Below are 18,598 nucleotides of genomic sequence, written 5' to 3' on the forward strand. Positions count from 1 at the left end.
ATGGGTGGAACGAGTGTGAAAAGTCAGGTGCATGCCAAGCCGCGTTTTGCTGTGCGCGACGGTCAGCGCACCGGTCCGGCGCGAGGCGCGTGGGTGCGTGCGAAGGACAGCGACTCCCGACGGGCCCTTAGCAGCAGAACCTCGCCGCCGTCGGGATAGTTCGGGTCCTCATGGACGGACGCCCACGGCTCCCGCGAGGCGTAGGTGCCCACGGCTGTGAACACCTCGGCGGCCTCCACGAACCGGTGGCCTGCCCACAAGGCGTACGCCAGGTGGTGCAGGTCTGTCACCGAGCGCGGCGCGGTATCCGGCTGCTTGAACCAGTGGTGGAACGCCTTGACCGTGTATGTGATCGTCGGCTCCTGCGCCCACTGCCGACGCCACAGCGGATCGGCGCGGTGCTGGAGGGACTGCTGCCGGCACTGCTCGACCAGCGCGTACAGCGGCAACAGCAGCAACGGGGAACCCGCCGGCGACCACGAGGCCACCCATCGGCCGAAGTCGAAGACCGCGGCGAGTGAGGCCGCCGGTGGGACGGGGCGGGCCAGTATGAACTGCAGTACCCGGTGGTACGCCTCCCGGTTGTACGGGTCGCGCTGGTTGATCCCGTGCAGCAGCCCCCACGGCCCGCTCGGCAGCATCGGCTCTGCCGAGACCTCACGATGCTCCCGGCGCACCTGGCGTCCATCGATCTGGGCGAGGGTGAGCAAACAGATCCAGGGCACCGGATCCCGCGGCTCCCGGTGCGCCATCAGCAGCGAGGCCTGCCGTGCAGCCTCCTCCAATGCCGCAGCGCCTGCGTGCTGCTGGTGATGGGCGCGCAGGGCTCGCTCCACCGACACGCGGGCACGCATCACCTGGGCGTCGTAACTGTTCGGCTCCTCCGCCAGCCACACGCCCATCACATCGGAGTGGGCAGCGGTGACCGCCAGCACCTGCGTACGCGACGTCCGCAGCCCCCACTGCCCACCGGTTGAGGCCAGCAAGTCACGCGCCGGTCTCCACCGGCCGGCCTGCAACTCGACCATGGCCATACCGAGGGCTTCATCGGTGCCGGCCGGGTGGTAAACGGGGCGCATCAGTGCGCCCCGCGACCGGGGCGGTCGCCGGTCGCAGTCGAGGGCCGGGAAAGCTGAAACCTCGTGCTCTCGATCGCGGCACAGGGCTGCGTCATGCTTTTCTCGGTCATCGAATGCTTCCTCGGCAGAGAGAGGGACGTTTGTGTCGGACAGGAATCGCTGCGCGGCCGGAGAGAGCCACCGGACTGCCAGCTCCCGGTCTAGAACTTGATCCCACTGATCAGGCTCGCGACGTTCGTCGCGACCTCGGAGATCGCGGGGGCCATCGAAGAGCTGGCCAGGTAGAACCCCAGGAGCACGCACACGACGGCGTGCCCGGCTTTCAGTCCGCCCTTCTTGACGAAGAGGATGACGAGGACCGCGAGCAGCACGACAGCGGAGATGCTGACCGCCATGGATGTGTCCCCTTCCGAACCGTCGGTGATGCGGCTCGTTCCCGGCCCAAGTCCCCCGTAGCGGAGCCCAAGCCCATTCCCGACGAACCGGTGCGAGAGGTACACAGGCCCGGATGCGTTCGTGCTGCGAGTGGCAATCGGCCCTGAGCAGAGGCTGATTGAGGCACAAGGCTGACCGGGAAACGCCCGGTGCGCACATTCCGCCGGTGATATCACTGGGGTGATCTCGGTTTTCGGCGGTCTACGTCGGCGGCCGGCGCACTTTCGTTAGGGGAGGTACAGGTGGCCCAGCAGGCGCTGCGACAGTGCGAGGACTGCGGTTGCCGGCTCAGCCAGTACAACCCGGACGGTCTCTGCTCCGCTTGCGCGCGATCTCGCATCCCTTCCGCCCCCGCGTTACCCGCCGTACCGGAGCGGGTGTGGCAAGACGTCGATGTCCGACAGGCCTTTGCAGCCCTTGACTTCGGCAAGGCCAGCCGTTTGATCAGGCAGCGAGGCTCGCTGCGCCAGGAGGACATGGCCCAGCTCACGGGACTGAGCCAGGCGTTCTTGTCCATGCTGGAGTCGGGCAGCCGCCGCCTCACCAACATCGACAAGATCATCGAATTCGTCGCAGGCATTGGCGCACCCGCCGAGCTCGTCCAGCTCCCGCTCCCACGGTCAGCGGGCAGACCGCTTCAACAGCCTGCGGACCAGTCGGCCGGAGATCTCGACCCAACCCTGCCCTGGACCGCGGACCGTATGGTGGCGGCACTGGACCATGCGGTTGGAGGCGACGTGATTGACCGCCGGCAATTCCTCACGGTGAGCGGCATCGCGCTCACCGCCTTCGTCCACCACTGGGGCACCGCCGAGGCAGAGCCCCTTCAACGCGCCGCGGAGGGAAGCCAGCTCGCCCCGGAACTGCTGGACAACCTGCAGGCGACCACCGACCACCTGCGCATCATGGATGCCAGCGCCGGCAGCGGCACCCTCACCGAGCTCGGCGACGCGCACCTCGAACTCCTCAAACGCCTGCTGCAGAAGGCGTCATACACCGAGGACATCGGCCGCCGCCTGGCCGCCATCGTCGCCGACACCGCTACCCAGACCGGCTGGTTCGCCTTCGACTCCGGGCGCCACGACCACGCCCAGAGCTACCTGCTCGCCGCACTCCGCGCGGCCAAGGTCTCCGGCGACGACCGCCTGGGCGCCGGCGCCCTGTCCTACCTGGCCATCCACGGCTACTCCACCGGACAGCCACGTACCGCGGTTACTGCGGCACGAGCCGCCCGCGAGAAGATCAGGCCCCTGGGCACCCCCGCCCTGGAGGCGATGCTGCTGACCCGGCAGGCACGCGGGCACGCCAAGCTCGGCGAACGGCAGGCAGCACTCATCGCGCTCGGCGAGGCCGCCGAACTCTGCGCCCGGGGGCGTTCCGAGTTCGACCCCCACTGGCTGTACTGGATCAACGAAGGCGAGATCCACGGCCAGTCCGGCAGCGCCTATCTCGACCTGGACGATGCGCCCCACGCCGCCGTCAGCTTCACCGAGGCACGAAAGGCCCTCAACCCGGCAGACCAGCGCACCAACGCCCTGTTCCTCTCCCGCGCGGCGTCCGCCTACCTCCGGAAGGGCGAGCTCGAAGCAGGCTGCGCCACGGCACACCAGGCGCTCGACCTTGCCGAACAGCTCCAATCGGCCCGCCTCAACGAGCACATCGACGGCATGGTCGGCGAGCTCGCCCCGGTCCGGCGGAGCCCGTACGCTCGGGAGCTGATCGACCGTGCCGCACTCGTGACAGGTGCAAGGAGCTGAACGTGACCCAGGCCCAGCAGGTCCTCGTGCTGTGGGACATCGACCGCACACTGCTGTACGTCGGAGACATCGACCGACAGGTCTACCGCGAGACCTTCGCCGCGGTCGTCGGCCGTCCCGCCGAACACCTGCCGGCCCGCGGCACCGGCATCACCATGCCGCTGGCGATCCGATCGCTCCTGATCGACAACGGAGTTCCGGAAGCCGAAGTCGACGGTCTGCTGCCGCGCATGGTGGATCTCCTGCCGGTCCACCTCGCCACACATGCAGAGGACCTGCGTACACAGGGCGTCCTCATGCCGGGAGCCGCCGCCGCGCTGCGCGCGGTGCACGACCATCCCGGCTTGATTGCGACCGCCGTCACCGGGAACCTCAAGCCGAACGCCGTGCTCAAGCTCGCAGCCTTCGACCTCGACGGCCTCCTCGACACCGAGATCGGCGGATTCGCCTCCGACGACCACCACCGGCCCGCGCTCGTCGCCATCGCCCAGAAGCGCGCCCAGGCCAAGTACGGCACGGTCTTCACCCACTCGAACACAGTGATCATCGGGGACTCGCTGGAGGATGTTCGAACAGGCCTTGAGGGCGGCGCCCCCGTCATCGGTATCGCATCTGGCAAGACCACGGCCGGCGAACTTACCGAGGCCGGCGCCGACCTCGTACTCGACTCCCTCGCAGATGTGGCACGGGTTCTGGAGGGCATCGCCGCGCTGACGACGACGAGCGGGCAGCCTTAAGGCTCTGTCCGGCCGTTCACGAAGAAGTTGTCGTCGGGAGGTTCTTCATGAGGACGATGCTGTCGTAATTGGTGACGTCCCACCGCCAGGTGCCGATCGGCGCGTAGCCGCGCCGGCGGTACCAGTCGACGAGGTCTGTTGCCTGCGAAGAGGTATCGATGACGACCTGTGTCGATCCGAGAACAGCGATACGTGACTCTGCCAAGGCCAGCAGTCGCTGTCCGAGCCCAGTGCCTCTTTGTGATGGCTCGACAGCCAGTTGCCAGAACGAGCCCCCTCCTGCGGGCGCGGGATATCCAGCCGGAGTGATGTGAGGGGCTGACACGGTGACGGTGCCGACCAGTGCGTTCCCGTTCATCGCGACCCAGCACTCGCCTTTGCTCAGGCGGTGCTGTGTGTCCTGCGAATTTTGGTAGGAGGCGAAGAAGACCCGCCCGGCAGCGGCGTGGTCTGCGTAGGCGCGATGGAGCAGGAGAGTCAGCTGCTCTACCGAATCATCGCTGCGGAAACGCCTGACTTGCACGGTTGCAGACGGACTCACTTCCGTCGAGTTGATGTTCATTCGCGTAGTCAAGCGCACTTCTGAGATCTGTGGAGGAGAAGCTCATGGCACAGTCGCTGGAGATCAAGCCGATCGGCATCGTAGTCGGAGGCCGGACCGAACCTACGGACGATCACTGGGGCGGTCCCGCGATCATCCGACTGGATCCGGGTTTTCCCACCGACGTAGTCAAGGGCCTGAAGGAATTCTCTCATCTGGTCGTCGTGTGGCATTTCCACAAGGCATCCCCGGCCGATGTCGCTCTCCACGCACGAAGCCCCCGCAACAACCCGGACTGGCCGCCTACTGGAACCTTCGTCCACCGCAATCACCGTCGACCGAACCAGCTGGCGCAGTCCTTCCCCCGCCTCGTGAAGGTCGATGGCCTGGACCTTCACGTCGCAGACCTCGATGCGATCGCCGGCACACCCGTCTACGACGTCGCGCCCTACTTCCAGGAGATGGGACCGCGGGGAGAGGTCCGGGAGCCGAGCTGGCCGGCCGAGATGCTGGCGGACTACTGGGACTGAGGGCAGGTGGCGTCGCCTGACTTGCAGGGTCCGCGGATTCGTGAGCAGTGTCGGCAGATCATGAGCACTGTCTGGGCAATTCCACGGATTCATGAGCAATGGGTCTCCTGACCTGAGGTTCCTTCGGCGTGCCCGACCGCGAAGTCCGCACCGACCGGGCCGGATTGCTCGTGATCCGCCGCCAGACCCGGCTGCCAACACTGCTCACGACCGCCGACGCCGCAGGTCAGGAGCTCGTGGCTGCTCACGAATCCGCGGACCCTACACGACCGACCTAAGGCCAGCCCGGAGTAGAGAGGCTGGCGGCCGCGATGCTGGTTGCTTCGGTGTCACCCAGATAGCGGCAGCAGGGCGGGCAGCGTTCGGGTCATGGGCCGCCGCATGGGGATCACGAGGGAACTCATGTTGTGGGGCCTGGTCCGGCAGCCTGCGGGGCAGGTAGCAGTCCATGGATGAGTCGAGGGTCTCTTGGAAGGGACGCGGGCCTTCTGGCTGCTGCGGCGGTGTTGCACGACGTGGGGTACGCGCCCCGGCTCGTGGCGACGGGCTTTCATCCGCTCGCGGTTCCTTCGAGATGAGCATGGCGCTGATGAGCGGCTGGTGCGTTTGGTGGCGAACCATTCTTTCGCGCAGTTGGAAGCCGAGGAGCGTGGGCTCCGGGAGAGGCTGGAGGCTGAGTTCCCGTTGCTGGACGAGCCACTCGTGGTGGACGCGCTCGTGTACTGCGACATGACGACGACGCCCCATGGGGAGCGGACGGCCGCTGGGGAGCGGGTGGCGGAGATCGTCGGCCGTTACGGGGCCGACGGCCTTGTGGGGCGGTTCATCCGTCGGGCGTCGCAGCAGATTATGGCAGCTGTGGAGCGAAGCGAGTGGAGGCGGCGCTGGTGGCTCAGCCGAGGTAGGGGAAGGTGCCGGCCAGGTAGTCACTGATCTGCTGGCGCATGCTGGCGTGGATGTCGTACTGGTCGAGGTCGGCGGGCTGGATGAAGCGGACGCCGTCAGCCTCGTCGTTGATGGTGGGCTCACCGCTGACCGGGCGGCCGATGTAGGTGTTCTCGTACTGCTGGCGGATCTCGCCGTCGGAGTAGGCGACGATGTGGCGGGGGTTGGTGTAGACCCCGAGGAAGCCGGTGATCTCGGCTTCGATGCCGGTCTCCTCCAGGCATTCACGCACAGCGCACTGGGCTGCGGTCTCGCCGATGTCCTGGGCTCCGCCGGGCAAGGCCCACTGGCCGGTGTCGCGGCGACGCTGCAGCAGGATGGCACCGCTGTCGTCGACGACGAGCAGGTTGCTGGCGGGGATGAGGGTGTTCGCCTTGGGTGCGGCGGGGTCGTTGTAGTACTCAGTCCTGCCCACGTGCGGCGGTTCCCTCCTGGTTGGGAGCCCAGGGCCGTGCGGCGGCCCAGACGGCTTCGAAGCATTCAGCGTAGTTGTCGAACCACCCTGTGCCATCAGCTCTCTTGAGCTGCAGGAGGGACTGGCGCTGGCGGGCTGGCCCCAGACGTGTGGGTTGACCAGCAGGTCGTCGGTTGGCGTGTCCTCAGCCAAGACCTCCGCTCAGGACTCAAGGAAGCGGGGGCCGATGTTGTTCTGGAGAGCCTGGAAGACGTACAGCAGCTGATAGATGCGATCACGTCCGTTAGGCCCTGAACGACCTACTTTCGCTGGCTCGGCTGGTGCGGCGAGGCACTGGCGGGATGGCCCCGATGTCGTGATCTTCATTGCGTGGCCCGATACGGGAGCTTCCAGAGTTCGTGGGAAGGGCTCTGGCGCGGATGCCCGCCCGTGTCACCTGACCAGCGGAATCCCGCAGGCGCATGTCGGCAGCACGAGTGATCGTGAGGTATGCGTCCAGGGCAATGGCACATCACCGAAGATCTTGACGGCTTCCTCGACCAAGCCAGAGAGTTCCTACAGTCACGCCCCGCACTGCACACCCTTCCGCTGACGGTGACCGAGTCCATGCGTAAGCATGGGGCGGACGCGTATGGTGCCGAGGCCCCCATCTTCGGCTGGCTGGAGCGGGGAGGCGAGGTCCGCGCGGCCTTCTTCCGCACCCCACCCCGCCGCCTAGTCCTCACCCCGCTCACCACCGAGGAGGCCGAGACCCTCGCCGCTCATCTCGCCAGCCTCGGTCACTCTCTTCCCGGGGTCAGCGCGGACCACGACACTGCCACTGCCTTCGCCGAGGCTTGGCAGCGGCACATGGGTGCGACGCCGCTGCTCCACGAGCGGCAGCGTCTGTACAGGCTCGGTGCTCTTAGGCCACCGGAGCCGCTCCCCGAGGGCCAGGGGCGAGTCGCGGGCGAGCAGGACCGTGAGCAACTCATGCTCTGGTACGACGAGTTCGTCGAAGCCATTGGCGAAGTTGCCTCCTCGGACGCGAGCTCTTGGGCCGACGCGCGCATCGCCTACGGGCGGGTCAGGCTCTGGCAGACCTCGGACGGTACCCCCGTGTCTATGGCGGGCGTGACCCCGATGGTCGCTGGCCAGGTCAGAGTGGCCCCTGTCTACACCCCGGCCCACCTACGCGGCCGCGGTTACGCGGGAGCAGCGACGGTCGAAGTGAGCCGGGCCGCGCTGGCCGCGGGTGCCACAGAGGTCGTACTTTTCGCGGACCTGGCCAACCCCACCAGCAACGGCCTTTACCAACGGATCGGGTACCGCTCGGTAGCCGACTTCGCACTGTACGACTTCTCGTGTAGTGAGCCAGCAGCAGGGTGAAGAACTCCCAGAGTGGCTTTGTCAGCGAGTTCCAAAAACAGCTGTTGCTCAGGGGAAAGAACATCTTCTCCTGCCGGGCACTGATGTTCCTCAGTTGCGTGAACGCCAGGGTGCTTGCTTGCGTGCGGGCGGCGTGCATGGTCAGCCGCCCTCGACACGGGTGTGCCGACCGGCTGTGCGGCATGGCCCCGGACTCCTATCCCTGACCCCAGCCGTATTAGTCGTCGGTCCCGGAGCTGGTAGATCAGCTTCTCGGCCTCCTCGGCCGCCACGTCGGCGGTGCGCTCGTAGTGGCAGACCAGGCACTGGCCGACGCCGATGCCCATGCCTTGTTCGGTCTCTGTGGTCCGGGCTGCAGGTGGTGTATCCGCAGACGGGGCAGGCGGATGCAGTTCGCTGGCTCGCTCGGCCCGGTTACTGGCTTCTTCGTCGCCGAGCCGGAGCAGGAGGGCGAAGGCCCGGGCCCGCGCGGCGCGGTCGTCGGACTTGGTCCGCTGCAGAGGGCCTTGCGATGGACGAGCGCGAACAGGGCTTCGATGTGCTCGTGCTGCAGGCCGCCTCTGCCGCTGGCATGCCGCACAGGTTGGGTGCTCTTGATTCCGCTTCGGAGCACGGTGACGCGGATGCGAGTATCTAGGGCCATCGAGTCGGCGCCCTCCCACGGCCACACGCTTCGAAGGCTCTCGTTTGGAGCCTGCAGGGGCGCGGGGTCGGGGATCACGAAGACGCCTGGCTCCTCTGGGTCCTCCTGGGCCTTCTCCTCGACGACGTCGAGCAGCGCGGCAGCCGACCTCACCCGGCGGCCGTTCTTCTCGGTGGCCGCGGTCTCGCCCCACTGAGCGGACATGACGGCTGCCAGCCCGTTGGTCAAGGCATAGTCGAAGATGACCTCTGCTCCGGGACCGGTGTGGTCGCCCCCAAGCTCGGCGGTGCACTGGGCGTGCATCGCTGCGCGCTGTGCTTGCATTCCGACATCATCAGCGGAAGCGGCCACCAGTACACGAGGATTCTCCCTCGCTCCGGCGGCGGTTACGTGCCACCTACTCTGCTGTTGGGATCAGAGACCGGAAGCCTGGGCCGGCATCAGCGTTGACAGGCGGCGGCGACCCGACCGGTTGCGAACGTACCTGGGGCTGATGGCTGGCTCCGACACGCCGCAGCCCGTTCGTGGAACTCACCAACATGTCCTTCATCGGCGTCCGCTGAGCGTTCTTGAGGGCCAGCTACAACCGTTCTTCGTTCCGGCTGACGTAGCCACTCAGAGGCTCCGCCATGGGCTGCGCAACGAGGCCCAATGGCCTGCAGGCTCCACTCGGGCTCACTGCCTCGTCTTGCGGCCATGCACTGACGAGGCTCGGGTCAGCGAAGCCGGCGCCCGCCCGCGGCTCGCCGAGCAGTCGCATGCCTTCACGGCGGGACATATTACCTGGGTGATATCACGTTTGTGATGTGCCAACCATCCTTATATCAATCAGAGTTGCGACAGCACGCCGAACCACCACGGCCATGCAAATGACCGTAACAGCGCCAGCGGATTCCTTCATGCATCAAATGCGGAGTCAAGGAGTTTCCCATGGATATGGGGTCGGTGGGTACTGCGAGCGGGGGAGGGGGCACCGCCGGATGGAGACCCGTTCATGTTGACCGTCCGGGGCGCTCGCTGTGGCACGTACCTAGATCGGGAAGCCTGGGAGCGGGGGCCGCAAGGTACATCAAGCGGTTCGCCACCCCGGAACCGTATGAGCGGGAGTTGCGCGCGTTGCAGCAGATGCCGGACGGTCTCGCCCCGCGCGTCTTGGAGCACCACCGGAATCCACCGACATTGGTCCTGGAAGAGCTACCCGGCGTGAGGCTCGACGACCCAGCGGCCGGCAATCCTTCCAAGTGGATGCAGAAGGTACTGGAGACGGTGGTTGCCTCCGTTGGACTTCCTGGACCGTGGCCCGACGACGCGCCCACTCAAATTAGCGAGCTTCAAGCTGAGTTGGCTGTGGCTCTCGCCTCTCGCGCGCCAACCAGCACCCAGGCGCTACACAGGGCGATACGGGATCCGTTGCAAGTGCCCTGCCATGGGGACGCCACGCCTCCGAACATGCTTGTCGATCCTGCGCAACCACGAGCGTGGTTGTTGGACTACGAGTTCTACGGCCCCGGAGATCCGCTGCACGATGTTGCCGCCCTCTGCCTGACGCCTTCCCTGGACCTGCCGGCAAGCATGCGCCTGGACCTCCTACGGCAAGGGCGACTGATGGTGGAAGAGGCGACAGACATGTCCCTGGCCGACCGGATCGCTGGAGCTATCGCCATTTGGGCGGTTCAGTGCGCGGCGTGGCACCGCCGCTATCGCCCGGTATCGGACGGGTTCGAGCAAGCCGTTCTCATTAACGCGACCCTTGGAATCGAAGCATCCGAAAGGGGACTGATATGACCAAGACGGTGGGGGATCGTTGCCGATTCCGCCCTCCTGCTGAGGGTGCCACGGTTGTATGGGAGGTCACCAACTACTGCAATCTGTCGTGCAAGCATTACCTGTCGAACTCTTCGCCGCAGATCCCCCGCTCGGATGATCTCAGCACCTCCCGTTTCCTCGACACCGTGCGGGAAATGACCTCTTCTGGGGTAACCGAGTTCTACCTGACCGGAGGCGAACCGTTTGCCCGAGACGATCTCGTCGACATTATCGCCGCCATTGACCCGAAGGTGGCCGAAGTGTACGTCAACACCAATGGCTACTTCATCACGCAGGAAATTGCCGAAGCTCTGTCCGGGACGGCTCTGCGTCGAATGACGGTGAGCGTGGACGGGCACAATCGGGAGTCTCAGGCGCTCGTGCGCCTCAAGCCGACATCTTTCGACCGAGCCATAGTTGCCGTTGAACTTCTCCTGGCTGCTGGAGTTCCCGTTCGGGTTTCCCACGTCGCGCACCCCGGGAACGTTGATCACGTCGCCGAGTTCTGCGCCAAGATGGCACTTATGGGCGTCGAGGCGCTGGTGATCAACTCTGTGTTCCCCGCAGGGCGAGCGGCGCGTCACCCGGAGTTGGCGCTGTCTGCCGGCCGCAAGCAGAGACTGTTCGATGAGCTCACCGGACTCCAGGCGAAGTACAAGCAGCTCGGTATGCAGATCGATCACAGCCTCGGGAAACCGCAGCCCAGCGATGTTGAGGGGTGCCCGGCGGGACAGTCGGTGTTCTTCGTGGCGCCGAACGGGGACCTGGCCACGTGCTCGTGGCTCTACAAGTTGGACCAGGACCGGTTCCGTCTGGGAAACCTGGAAGAAGCGTCCTTCACCGAGCTGCTGGCGGGTGTGGAAGACATGATGCGCCCGGTCCGGGAATTGGCCACAGCCTGCCCGCTTCCGGTGCTCTCGCTTCCGGTGATCTCGTCGTGATCGCGCAGGGAGGACTGGTTTCCAGCAAGGTGCAGGTGCCGGACGAGCAGTGGCGGCGGCGGGCACGAAGGACGCTGCTCGGCTGCGATTGGCTCGGTCCCGAAGTGGTCCTGACGCCTCTCCGTAGTATCCACACAGCCTTAGCCCGCGGCGGAACGGAGTGCGACGGCTGGTGGCGTACTTCCCTGCTCGGGGACGCTGCCGTCGTACACGTTCCTCAAGGCACAGCCGCCAAGGACATCGTCTTCGCACTTCCCCAAACGACGCGAGTCACGTTCGTCGGCCTGGCAGGTGGCCTGCGGAACCAACCGATCGGTACCACCGTGGACCTGGGGTCCGCCTTCATTGCCTCTGTTGCAGTGGTGGGCCAGTCGGCCGTTCTTGCAGACTTGTCGGTCCACAGTCGTCGTAGCCATCCTGCCAAGCCGCTGGGGCCGGCTGGGGTTGCTGCGACGGTCGGATGCTTAGCCGACTCGACTCTTCTCCACCACCAACTCGCGGGTGTGGCTGACTGTGTCGACATGGAGAGTGCCCACCTCCTCGCGGCGGCTGCTCTCGCCGGCCACCAGATGCGTTGCCTGCTCGTCATCTCGGACCACAACCGCGATGGTGATGTGTTCACCAGCACTCCAGAGCACATCGCTGCTGCGATCGATGACCTATGCCAGTCCATCCAAGAGGATCTGACCGGGGGCCAGTGATGAACCAGACCACCGAGCGTGTCGCGGTTATCACCGGAGGGAGCCTCGGCATTGGCGCGGCGATCAGCACCCAGCTGCTCAACCTCGGCTGGAGGGTCCACATCCTTGCCAGGCGAGCCAGCAGCTACGTTCACGCCGATCACGATGGCTGCCGTACACATGATGTCGATGTTCGCGACCTCGACGCGATCAAAGAGTCCGCTGATGCCGTGGCGAGATCCTCCGGACAGGTAGATGCCTTGGTCCTGTGCGCGGGGGTCGGCTACCCAACTCCTCTTCCCTCCGCCAGCCGCGCCCAGTACGACGAACTCTTCGACACCAACGTGGCCGGGTCGATCTTTTCCACCCAGGCGTTTACGCCTCTGCTTCGTGACGGCGAAGCAGTGGTCACATTTGTCTCGTCCATTGCAGGCCGCAGGGGATTCTCCGACTGGTCCCTGTATTGCGCCTCCAAGCATGCGTTGGAGGGGTTCGCCGCGAGCATGCGGGACGAGCTCCGGCCACGTCGCATCCGGGTGACGAGTGTCCAGCCCGGCTCGGTCGATACTCCCTCGTACGACCATCTGAAGCCTGAAGAGAAGAGGGAGTTCATGGACCCTGAGTCCATCGCTGAGCTGACTGTCATGGCGATTCGGCTCCCTCCGCAAGCCTGCGTGGAGACGCTGTTCGTCAACAATGCAGTAGGTGACCTGTGATGCGCGGCGAGATAGTCGACGTGGACGAGGCTGACCGCATTCACGATCAGCTCGGCAAGCTGGTGGGTTCCCACATTCCCGACGTGGTGGTGGCATTCACCAGCGGAAGCCTGCCCTACGGAGCCGCAGTCCGCGGAGACAGCGACATCGACGTCAACGTCATCCTTCCCGCCGGCACACGGCCGGACGACGCGCTCTTTGACCGTCTGAGCGGCTTCATCGACGCCTACCGCCAACTGCATGGCCAGCATGGAATGTGCCTCGACCGCCGTTACCCCGGTGAGTACTTCACCATCGACCAGGCGCAGGACGCCGTAGCAGGCCGCGGTGTCCCCGTGACCGATGGAAAGCCCATGCTTCCACGGAAGTTGGGCGACTCCTATTGGAACGCCAGCGAGGACACGTGGTACCTGGCCTGGATGGGCGCCTTGGCCTTCAGTCGACACGTCGTCGGCAACAGCGACGTTCTTGCAAAACTGCGCAGACAGGCGTGGGCCACTGTCGTGGCCCTTTGCCTGCCCGACCTCAGCGGCAGGGACTTCCATGCGGAGGACATCGTGGCCCGCATCCTCGACCAGGACCATCCGAACGGTGGGTTCGGCGTCCATCCCGGCTACCGCAGGTTCGCCGAACTGGAAGCTGCTCATTGCCGACAGGCACTAGCAGACCTGTCTGGACGCGGAGTCCTGGGACGCCGAGGGGATGACATTTTCGTTGGCGAGCACGACGGGATTCTCCGCTGGACCACTGACCTCGCCGACCGGCATCAGACCGGCTTCCACGCCGCGCCCCTGCTCACCGTGACCTCCAGCCTGAGGCTCGCTGTATGAACACGCCAACGCTATTTTCCGACCTTCACGCCGCCCACGACTGGCTGTCCGGCCGGGGACTCCTCCCGCCGGAGCGTCGTAACGAGACCCTGCCCACACCGCACGTACGCCTCAACGACGGCAGTACCGTGGTCTCCTTCTGCTCGAACAACTACCTCGGCTTGAACCACCGCCCCGAGGTAAAGGCCGCGGCCGCCCAAGCGCTGCACGAGCACACCCATGCCACCAGCGAGTCCCGTCGTCTCGGCGGCAACCTCGGGCTACTCGAACAACTCGAACACGAACTCGCCGAGTTCAAGAAACAGCCAGCGGCTCTCATCACGGCAACCGGGCTGCTCGCCAACATCGCAGCTGTCCACGGCATTCTCGACGCCAGTGAACTGGCGCGCCGCTGGTACGGATCCCCGGCATCCAGCAGTCGACCAGTAGTGATCTACGACGAGCTGAGCCACCGCAGCATCCAGATGGGCGCCCGCCAATCATCCGGCGAACGAGTTCGGTTCCGACACAACGATGCCGAACATCTGGCCGACATTCTCGCTGCGTACAGGGGGCGCGCCACCCTCGTCGTCACCGAAGGCGTGTTCAGCATGGACGGGGACCTGGCCGACCTGCCCCGCCTGGTCGAAGTATGCGATGGGCACGGAGCCGTCCTCATGGTGGACGATGCTCACGGCACAGGCGTGTACGGAGCCGACGGATCCGGTACTGCAAACCACTTCGGCCTCACCGGTCGCATTCCCCTCCAAGTTGCCACGCTCAGCAAAGCCTTTGGGGGCATGGGAGGAGCAGTTCTGGGTGATGAGCGGACGATCGCCATGCTCCGCACCTTCAGCTCGGGCTACCGCTTCACCTCGAGTCTGCCGGCAGAGCAGGCGGCAGCGACCATCGCAGCCCTACGCATCCTTCGAAGCGAGCCAGGAATACGCGACACCCTCTGGGCCAACGTGCGTCAGCTCCGAACTGGCCTGGCCCGCATGGGGCTTCACCCGTCCGGCGATGGGCCCATCGTCCCCATCCATATGGGTACACCACAGGCAGCGGCAAGGTTCGAGGAGCTGATGCTCGATAAGGGGTACTGGTGCGTCGCCGTCACGCCGCCGGCCGTGTCTCCGGACACATGCCGCATCCGCCTCACCGTGTCAGCCATGCATGATAGAGAGCACATCGACGGGCTTCTTGAAGGAATCAATGAAGTTTCGTCACAGGTCCCTGCATTCAAGGGAATAGTAAACAACTATGCGGGAGATGCAGCCTAGCTGCTCAGATCCAACCTCGATCTTTCGCGGCGGCTCACTCGTCCAAAGGGTGAGCCGCCGCAGCATTTTGAAAGGAGTTTGGGCAAACTGGGTTCACCTTGTGCCAGTTGACCGCAGGGTTCCGCGTACCCGACGGCTGGTTGGGAGGCTGGATCTGCTGGTCGGCCGGGGTCCAGGGGCCATCGAGACTCCTGATCGCGCCGGTGATGACATCGGTCCAGGGCCAGTGACGGGCGAATCTCAAGCGTCTATGGGTGCCCGGCGGTGACGATCTGTGCGGCGGCGTCGAGCAGCCGAAGCTGCAGCCAACGCGGCTCACAGAGGCTGGTCTTGCTGGTCAGCGCATGCATCTCCGGTGGACCTAGGGGGCCATCTGGGCGCGGTGCGGTCCACCATGTTGGCGGTGGTAACCGGACACGTGGACTTCGTGGCAGCGGTGGACCTGCGTCTTACGATCCGGGTCATTAATCGCGACCGAGTCGCGGGTCATTTCCCTCTATCCTTGGTGCATGAGTGACGAGATCTACGCAGGTGCCCCGGAGCAGATGCGCGTCCGTCTGGAGAAGGTGGCGCGACTCCGTGAGCACGGCATTGAACCGTACCCGGTAACCTATCCGCGCACGCACACCATCGGCGAGGTCCGGGCGAAACACCCCGAGCTGGAAGCCGACACCGTGACCGGGGAAATCGTCGGGATCACGGGACGGGTCATGCTGTCACGGGTCGGCGGCAAGCTCTGCTTCGCCACTCTTCGGGACGGGACCGCCGACATCCAGGTCATGGTCTCGTTCGCGGGAGTCGGTGAGGAGGCGCTCAAGGCGTGGAAGCGCGACGTCGACCTCGGCGACCACATCGGCGTGACGGGCGAGGTCATCTCGTCCAAGCGCGGCGAACTGTCGATCATGGCGGAGAGCTGGGCAATCACGTCGAAGTGCCTGCGACCGCTGCCGGAGAAGCACGCCGGGCTCACCGATCCCGAGGCGCGCGTCCGATTCCGCTATCTCGACCTCATCGTCAACGACGAGGCCCGCAAGATGGCCCACCTGCGTAGCGCCACCGTGCGGGCGATCCGGGACTTCTGGCACTCCGAGGGCTACCTCGAGGTCGAGACGCCCATGCTCCAGCCGATCCATGGCGGCGCAGCGGCCCGGCCGTTCAAGACCCACATCAACGCTTACAGCATGGATATGTATCTCCGCATCGCGATCGAGCTGTACCTGAAGCGGCTCGTCGTCGGCGGCATCGAGAAGGTCTTCGAGATCAACCGGAACTTCCGGAACGAGGGTGCGGACTCCACGCATAACCCCGAGTTCACGATGCTCGAGACCTACGGCACCTACCTTGACTACCACGACATGGCCGACCTCACCCAGCGGTCAGTGCAGCAGGCCGCAGTGGCTGCGCTGGGCACGACCGTGATCGTCCACGACAACGTCGAGTACGACCTGGGCATCGCAGAGTGGCCACGGAGGACCGTCTACGGACTGGTCTCCGACGCCCTCGGCGAAGAGATCACCCCGCACACCCCGATCGAGGCCATCCGCAAGCTCGCTGACGCACGCAAGGTCGACTGGGACGCCAAGTGGGGTCAGGGCAAGCTCGTTCAGGAGGTGTTCGAGGAGCTCGTCGAGCACACGATCATGCAGCCCACGTTCGTCATGGACTATCCGGTTGAGACCTCGCCACTGACCCGCCAGCACCGCTCCGAGCCGCTCCTGGCGGAGAAGTGGGACCTGATCGGCTTCGGTGCCGAACTAGGCACCGCCTACTCGGAGCTGGTCGACCCAGTCGAGCAGCGCCGGCGCCTCACCGAGCAGTCTCTGCTAGCCGCAGGCGGCGATCTGGAAGCCATGCAACTCGACGAGGACTTCCTCCGCGCCCTGGAATACGGCATGCCCCCCACGGGCGGCATGGGCATGGGTATCGACCGCCTGATCATGGCCTTCACCGGCAAGAATATCCGCGAAACCATCCTGTTCCCTCTGGTGAAGCCCAGCTGACAGGTCCCCGGCGATGTGGCCCCTGCATGAAGCTGACGCAGGGGCCGGTTGAAGCACCCTGGAAGTGAGGAGCTCGCGGCCTTCAGTGATCAACGGTGCACGACGGCACCCGCCGAGTGCACCTGACGACCGCGGTCGAGAGGCCGGGGCCCTACCCAGACTGCTCGGCTGCCGGCGCGCGGCCTGTCACCGCCCCGGGAGGAACGCCAAAGGCCGTTCGCCTCAAGGAGGCGAACGGCCCTTCTGGTAATGCAACGTGGCGAGAGTACGCGGCCAGCGAATCGAACCCCTGCCCGCTGATTTTGAGTCAGCTGCTCTAACCAACCGAACCGGTGGTGCCTGCTGACGTGCAAGTGTCCGTGGTCCGTGGGGGCACTCAGGCCCCACATCTCCACCCGCGAGCCGAAGCTGACCGACCCAGGCCTCGGTCTTGGAACAAATCACGTTGCCGGCCCGGACGCCTGTCCTGGGGTTGCCCCGGACAGACGTTCAGGAGGTGGGCCTGTCCTGGCCGACCGCGATGGCCGCTCCCGTGCCCCAGGCCTCGACGTCATCGCCCTGCGCCATCTTGAATTGCATGCCGGCTATCTGGCTATTTCCAGCAGGATCGTTTCGTACAGATGCTCAACGAGAGCGGCCTGGCTGTCGCCGAGCGAGGCAAAGCCGTCGAGCTCAGGGGCACTGTTGATCTCCAACACGACGCACTGTCCGTCGCTACGGCCATTGCGCGTCACATCACGCTGGGCCGGGGAGCGAACGAGGTCGGAGGGCTCTATCCCGAGGTCTACCAGGAGATCCACCCCTGCCAGGCGCAGTCCCGCAGTCTGGGCCGCGCTGACCGCCAAGGCCAGCACATCCGGCGGTAGTGCCCGAGACAGGTCGACTACGTCCGCCCCGGTCGCGACATTGGCGGCGTCCACGAGAGGAACGCGCTCGCCACTGGGAGGTACACGACGCAGTCCACCCTCTCGTCTCGCCAGTCGGGCTGCGGCTTCACCGTGATCCGGGAGTCGCTTTGCCGGCCCAGCAGACTCACCACCGGCATACAGGCCATCGAGGAGCAGCTGGAGCGAACGTCTGCCGTCACCAACTAGTACCGGCGGGACACGGCAGTACGCTGCGATCGGTGAGCCGTCGAGCACCACGACTCTGACATCTTGCCCCCGGACGAAGGGCTGAACCAGAGCGATCTTGTCCATGCGCAACGCACGCTTCACGGCGTAACGCAAGGCTGACATGTTGTCGACCTTCTCGACTCCTTGACCGCCGTAGCGGCTATTGGGCTTCACGACGAGCGGCCAAGAGTGCTGAGCAATGAAGCTGCCAAGCTGCTCGTCCAATACCTCGTCAAGTGCGCGGATTGGGACGCTCGACGGAACCGGGATACCGGCACTCGCGAGGAAGTGAGCACACGCGTGCTTGTCCCGCGCGAGGTCGGCGCTGCCGGAGCGGTTGATGTCGAGGTTGCCATGCCGAAAGTAGGCGATCCGGCCATTGGGGAATTCGAGCCGGGCCGCTTCGCGCCCCCACGGTTCGAGTTCCAGTGCAATGTCCAGCCGGGGCGCCACGCGAGCGATCACCTGGTATGCGAATGGGCTGTCAGTGCCCGAGGGGTGTGGTGCTCCTGCCGCCCTATGGCTGCTAGACACGATCCTGAACCTCCATGATGGCCGCAGACATGGACCCGCAGCGGCGAGCGCCGAGGGGCGCGTTCCACTTCACTGCAGGCCGCTGGATCGCCCCGACTGCCTTTTGCATGAGCCCATCCTTGTGACGACGAGGGGGATGCCTATGGACTGTCACCGATCGGAGTCCAACCGTGACTCATGAGAGCGGACCGAGCACATCACCGCGGTGATATGTCCATGACTTGCCGTGTCGCGCGTCGGCGGACTGAGCCGGGATCATTTGCAGGC

The 18,598-nt window shown here is 65.5% G+C and carries 16 protein-coding genes and 2 pseudogenes; 12 read left to right on the forward strand and 6 right to left on the reverse strand.

Features of this window, described 5'->3' with window-relative positions; all coding sequences use genetic code 11:
• Positions 1–62 precede the first annotated feature (62 nt).
• The gene (locus OG332_RS37590) at positions 63–1,079 is read right to left on the reverse strand and encodes a hypothetical protein (RefSeq protein WP_327417619.1); all 1,017 of its coding nucleotides are present in this window, start codon (positions 1,077–1,079) and stop codon (positions 63–65) included.
• 200 nt (positions 1,080–1,279) lie between these two features.
• Positions 1,280–1,474 (reverse strand): hypothetical protein, encoded by a 195-nt coding sequence (locus tag OG332_RS37595; RefSeq protein WP_327417620.1) that lies wholly within the window; start codon positions 1,472–1,474, stop codon positions 1,280–1,282.
• A 480-nt stretch (positions 1,475–1,954) separates the two neighbouring features.
• Between OG332_RS37595 and OG332_RS37600 the strand changes: the two genes are divergently transcribed.
• Together OG332_RS37600 and OG332_RS37605 are read left to right on the forward strand one after the other, a co-directional pair.
• Positions 1,955–3,271 (forward strand): helix-turn-helix transcriptional regulator, encoded by a 1,317-nt coding sequence (locus OG332_RS37600; protein ID WP_327417621.1) that lies wholly within the window; start codon positions 1,955–1,957, stop codon positions 3,269–3,271.
• Between the two features lie 2 nt (positions 3,272–3,273).
• Positions 3,274–4,008 (forward strand): HAD family hydrolase, encoded by a 735-nt coding sequence (locus OG332_RS37605; RefSeq protein ID WP_327417622.1) that lies wholly within the window; start codon positions 3,274–3,276, stop codon positions 4,006–4,008.
• 16 nt (positions 4,009–4,024) lie between these two features.
• On the opposite strand, the gene OG332_RS37610 is transcribed toward OG332_RS37605, so the two are convergent.
• On the reverse strand, positions 4,025–4,570 hold the full coding sequence (locus OG332_RS37610; RefSeq protein WP_327417623.1) for a GNAT family N-acetyltransferase: 546 nt from the start codon (positions 4,568–4,570) through the stop codon (positions 4,025–4,027).
• Between the two features lie 44 nt (positions 4,571–4,614).
• Here OG332_RS37610 and OG332_RS37615 point away from each other — a divergent pair, with 44 nt between their 5' ends.
• Together OG332_RS37615 and OG332_RS37620 are read left to right on the forward strand one after the other, a co-directional pair.
• Positions 4,615–5,079 carry an SAM-dependent methyltransferase gene (locus OG332_RS37615; RefSeq protein WP_327417624.1) on the forward strand — a complete coding sequence of 155 codons (465 nt, stop codon included), beginning with the start codon at positions 4,615–4,617 and terminating at the stop codon, positions 5,077–5,079.
• A 407-nt stretch (positions 5,080–5,486) separates the two neighbouring features.
• Positions 5,487–5,984, forward strand: a pseudogene (locus tag OG332_RS37620) (metal-dependent phosphohydrolase).
• Here the strand turns inward: OG332_RS37620 and OG332_RS37625 are convergent.
• Entirely contained in the window at positions 5,972–6,439 is a 468-nt protein-coding gene (locus OG332_RS37625; protein WP_327417625.1) for an NUDIX hydrolase, read from the reverse strand. The pseudogene OG332_RS37620 and the gene OG332_RS37625 overlap by 13 nt on opposite strands.
• Positions 6,426–6,610: pseudogene (locus OG332_RS37630) on the reverse strand (XRE family transcriptional regulator); the annotation flags it as partial. The pseudogene OG332_RS37630 and the gene OG332_RS37625, both read right to left, overlap by 14 nt.
• 318 nt (positions 6,611–6,928) lie before the next feature.
• Between OG332_RS37630 and OG332_RS37635 the strand changes: the two are divergent.
• The 8 genes from OG332_RS37635 (at position 6,929) to lysX (ending at position 16,682) form a co-directional block, all read left to right on the forward strand.
• Entirely contained in the window at positions 6,929–7,807 is an 879-nt protein-coding gene (locus OG332_RS37635; RefSeq protein WP_327417626.1) for a GNAT family N-acetyltransferase, read from the forward strand.
• A 1,579-nt stretch (positions 7,808–9,386) separates the two neighbouring features.
• A complete protein-coding gene (locus OG332_RS37640) occupies positions 9,387–10,235 on the forward strand; it encodes a phosphotransferase family protein (protein ID WP_327419492.1) in 849 nt (282 codons plus the stop codon).
• A complete protein-coding gene (locus OG332_RS37645) occupies positions 10,232–11,197 on the forward strand; it encodes a radical SAM protein (RefSeq protein ID WP_327417627.1) in 966 nt (321 codons plus the stop codon). Before OG332_RS37640 ends, OG332_RS37645 begins: the two co-directional genes overlap by 4 nt.
• Complete coding sequence (locus OG332_RS37650; RefSeq protein WP_327417628.1) at positions 11,194–11,898, forward strand: hypothetical protein; 705 nt, start codon at positions 11,194–11,196, stop codon at positions 11,896–11,898. Before OG332_RS37645 ends, OG332_RS37650 begins: the two co-directional genes overlap by 4 nt.
• Positions 11,898–12,593, forward strand: coding sequence for an SDR family oxidoreductase (locus OG332_RS37655; RefSeq protein WP_327417629.1), 696 nt, complete (start codon positions 11,898–11,900; stop codon positions 12,591–12,593). The genes OG332_RS37650 and OG332_RS37655 overlap by 1 nt, the downstream gene beginning before the upstream one ends.
• Entirely contained in the window at positions 12,593–13,423 is an 831-nt protein-coding gene (locus tag OG332_RS37660; protein WP_327417630.1) for a hypothetical protein, read from the forward strand. Before OG332_RS37655 ends, OG332_RS37660 begins: the two co-directional genes overlap by 1 nt.
• Complete coding sequence (locus OG332_RS37665) at positions 13,420–14,682, forward strand: aminotransferase class I/II-fold pyridoxal phosphate-dependent enzyme (RefSeq protein ID WP_327417631.1); 1,263 nt, start codon at positions 13,420–13,422, stop codon at positions 14,680–14,682. Before OG332_RS37660 ends, OG332_RS37665 begins: the two co-directional genes overlap by 4 nt.
• Positions 14,683–15,191: 509 nt before the next feature.
• Positions 15,192–16,682, forward strand: a complete 1,491-nt coding sequence (lysX, locus tag OG332_RS37670) for a bifunctional lysylphosphatidylglycerol synthetase/lysine--tRNA ligase LysX (protein ID WP_327417632.1) — start codon at positions 15,192–15,194, stop codon at positions 16,680–16,682.
• A gap of 584 nt (positions 16,683–17,266) precedes the next feature.
• Here lysX and OG332_RS37675 read toward each other — a convergent pair.
• Positions 17,267–18,250, reverse strand: coding sequence for an ATP-grasp domain-containing protein (locus OG332_RS37675; protein WP_327417633.1), 984 nt, complete (start codon positions 18,248–18,250; stop codon positions 17,267–17,269).
• Positions 18,251–18,598 lie beyond the last annotated feature (348 nt).

The organism is Streptomyces sp. NBC_01233, from assembly GCF_035989305.1.
In the GTDB taxonomy this organism is placed as follows: Bacteria; Actinomycetota; Actinomycetes; order Streptomycetales; family Streptomycetaceae; genus Streptomyces.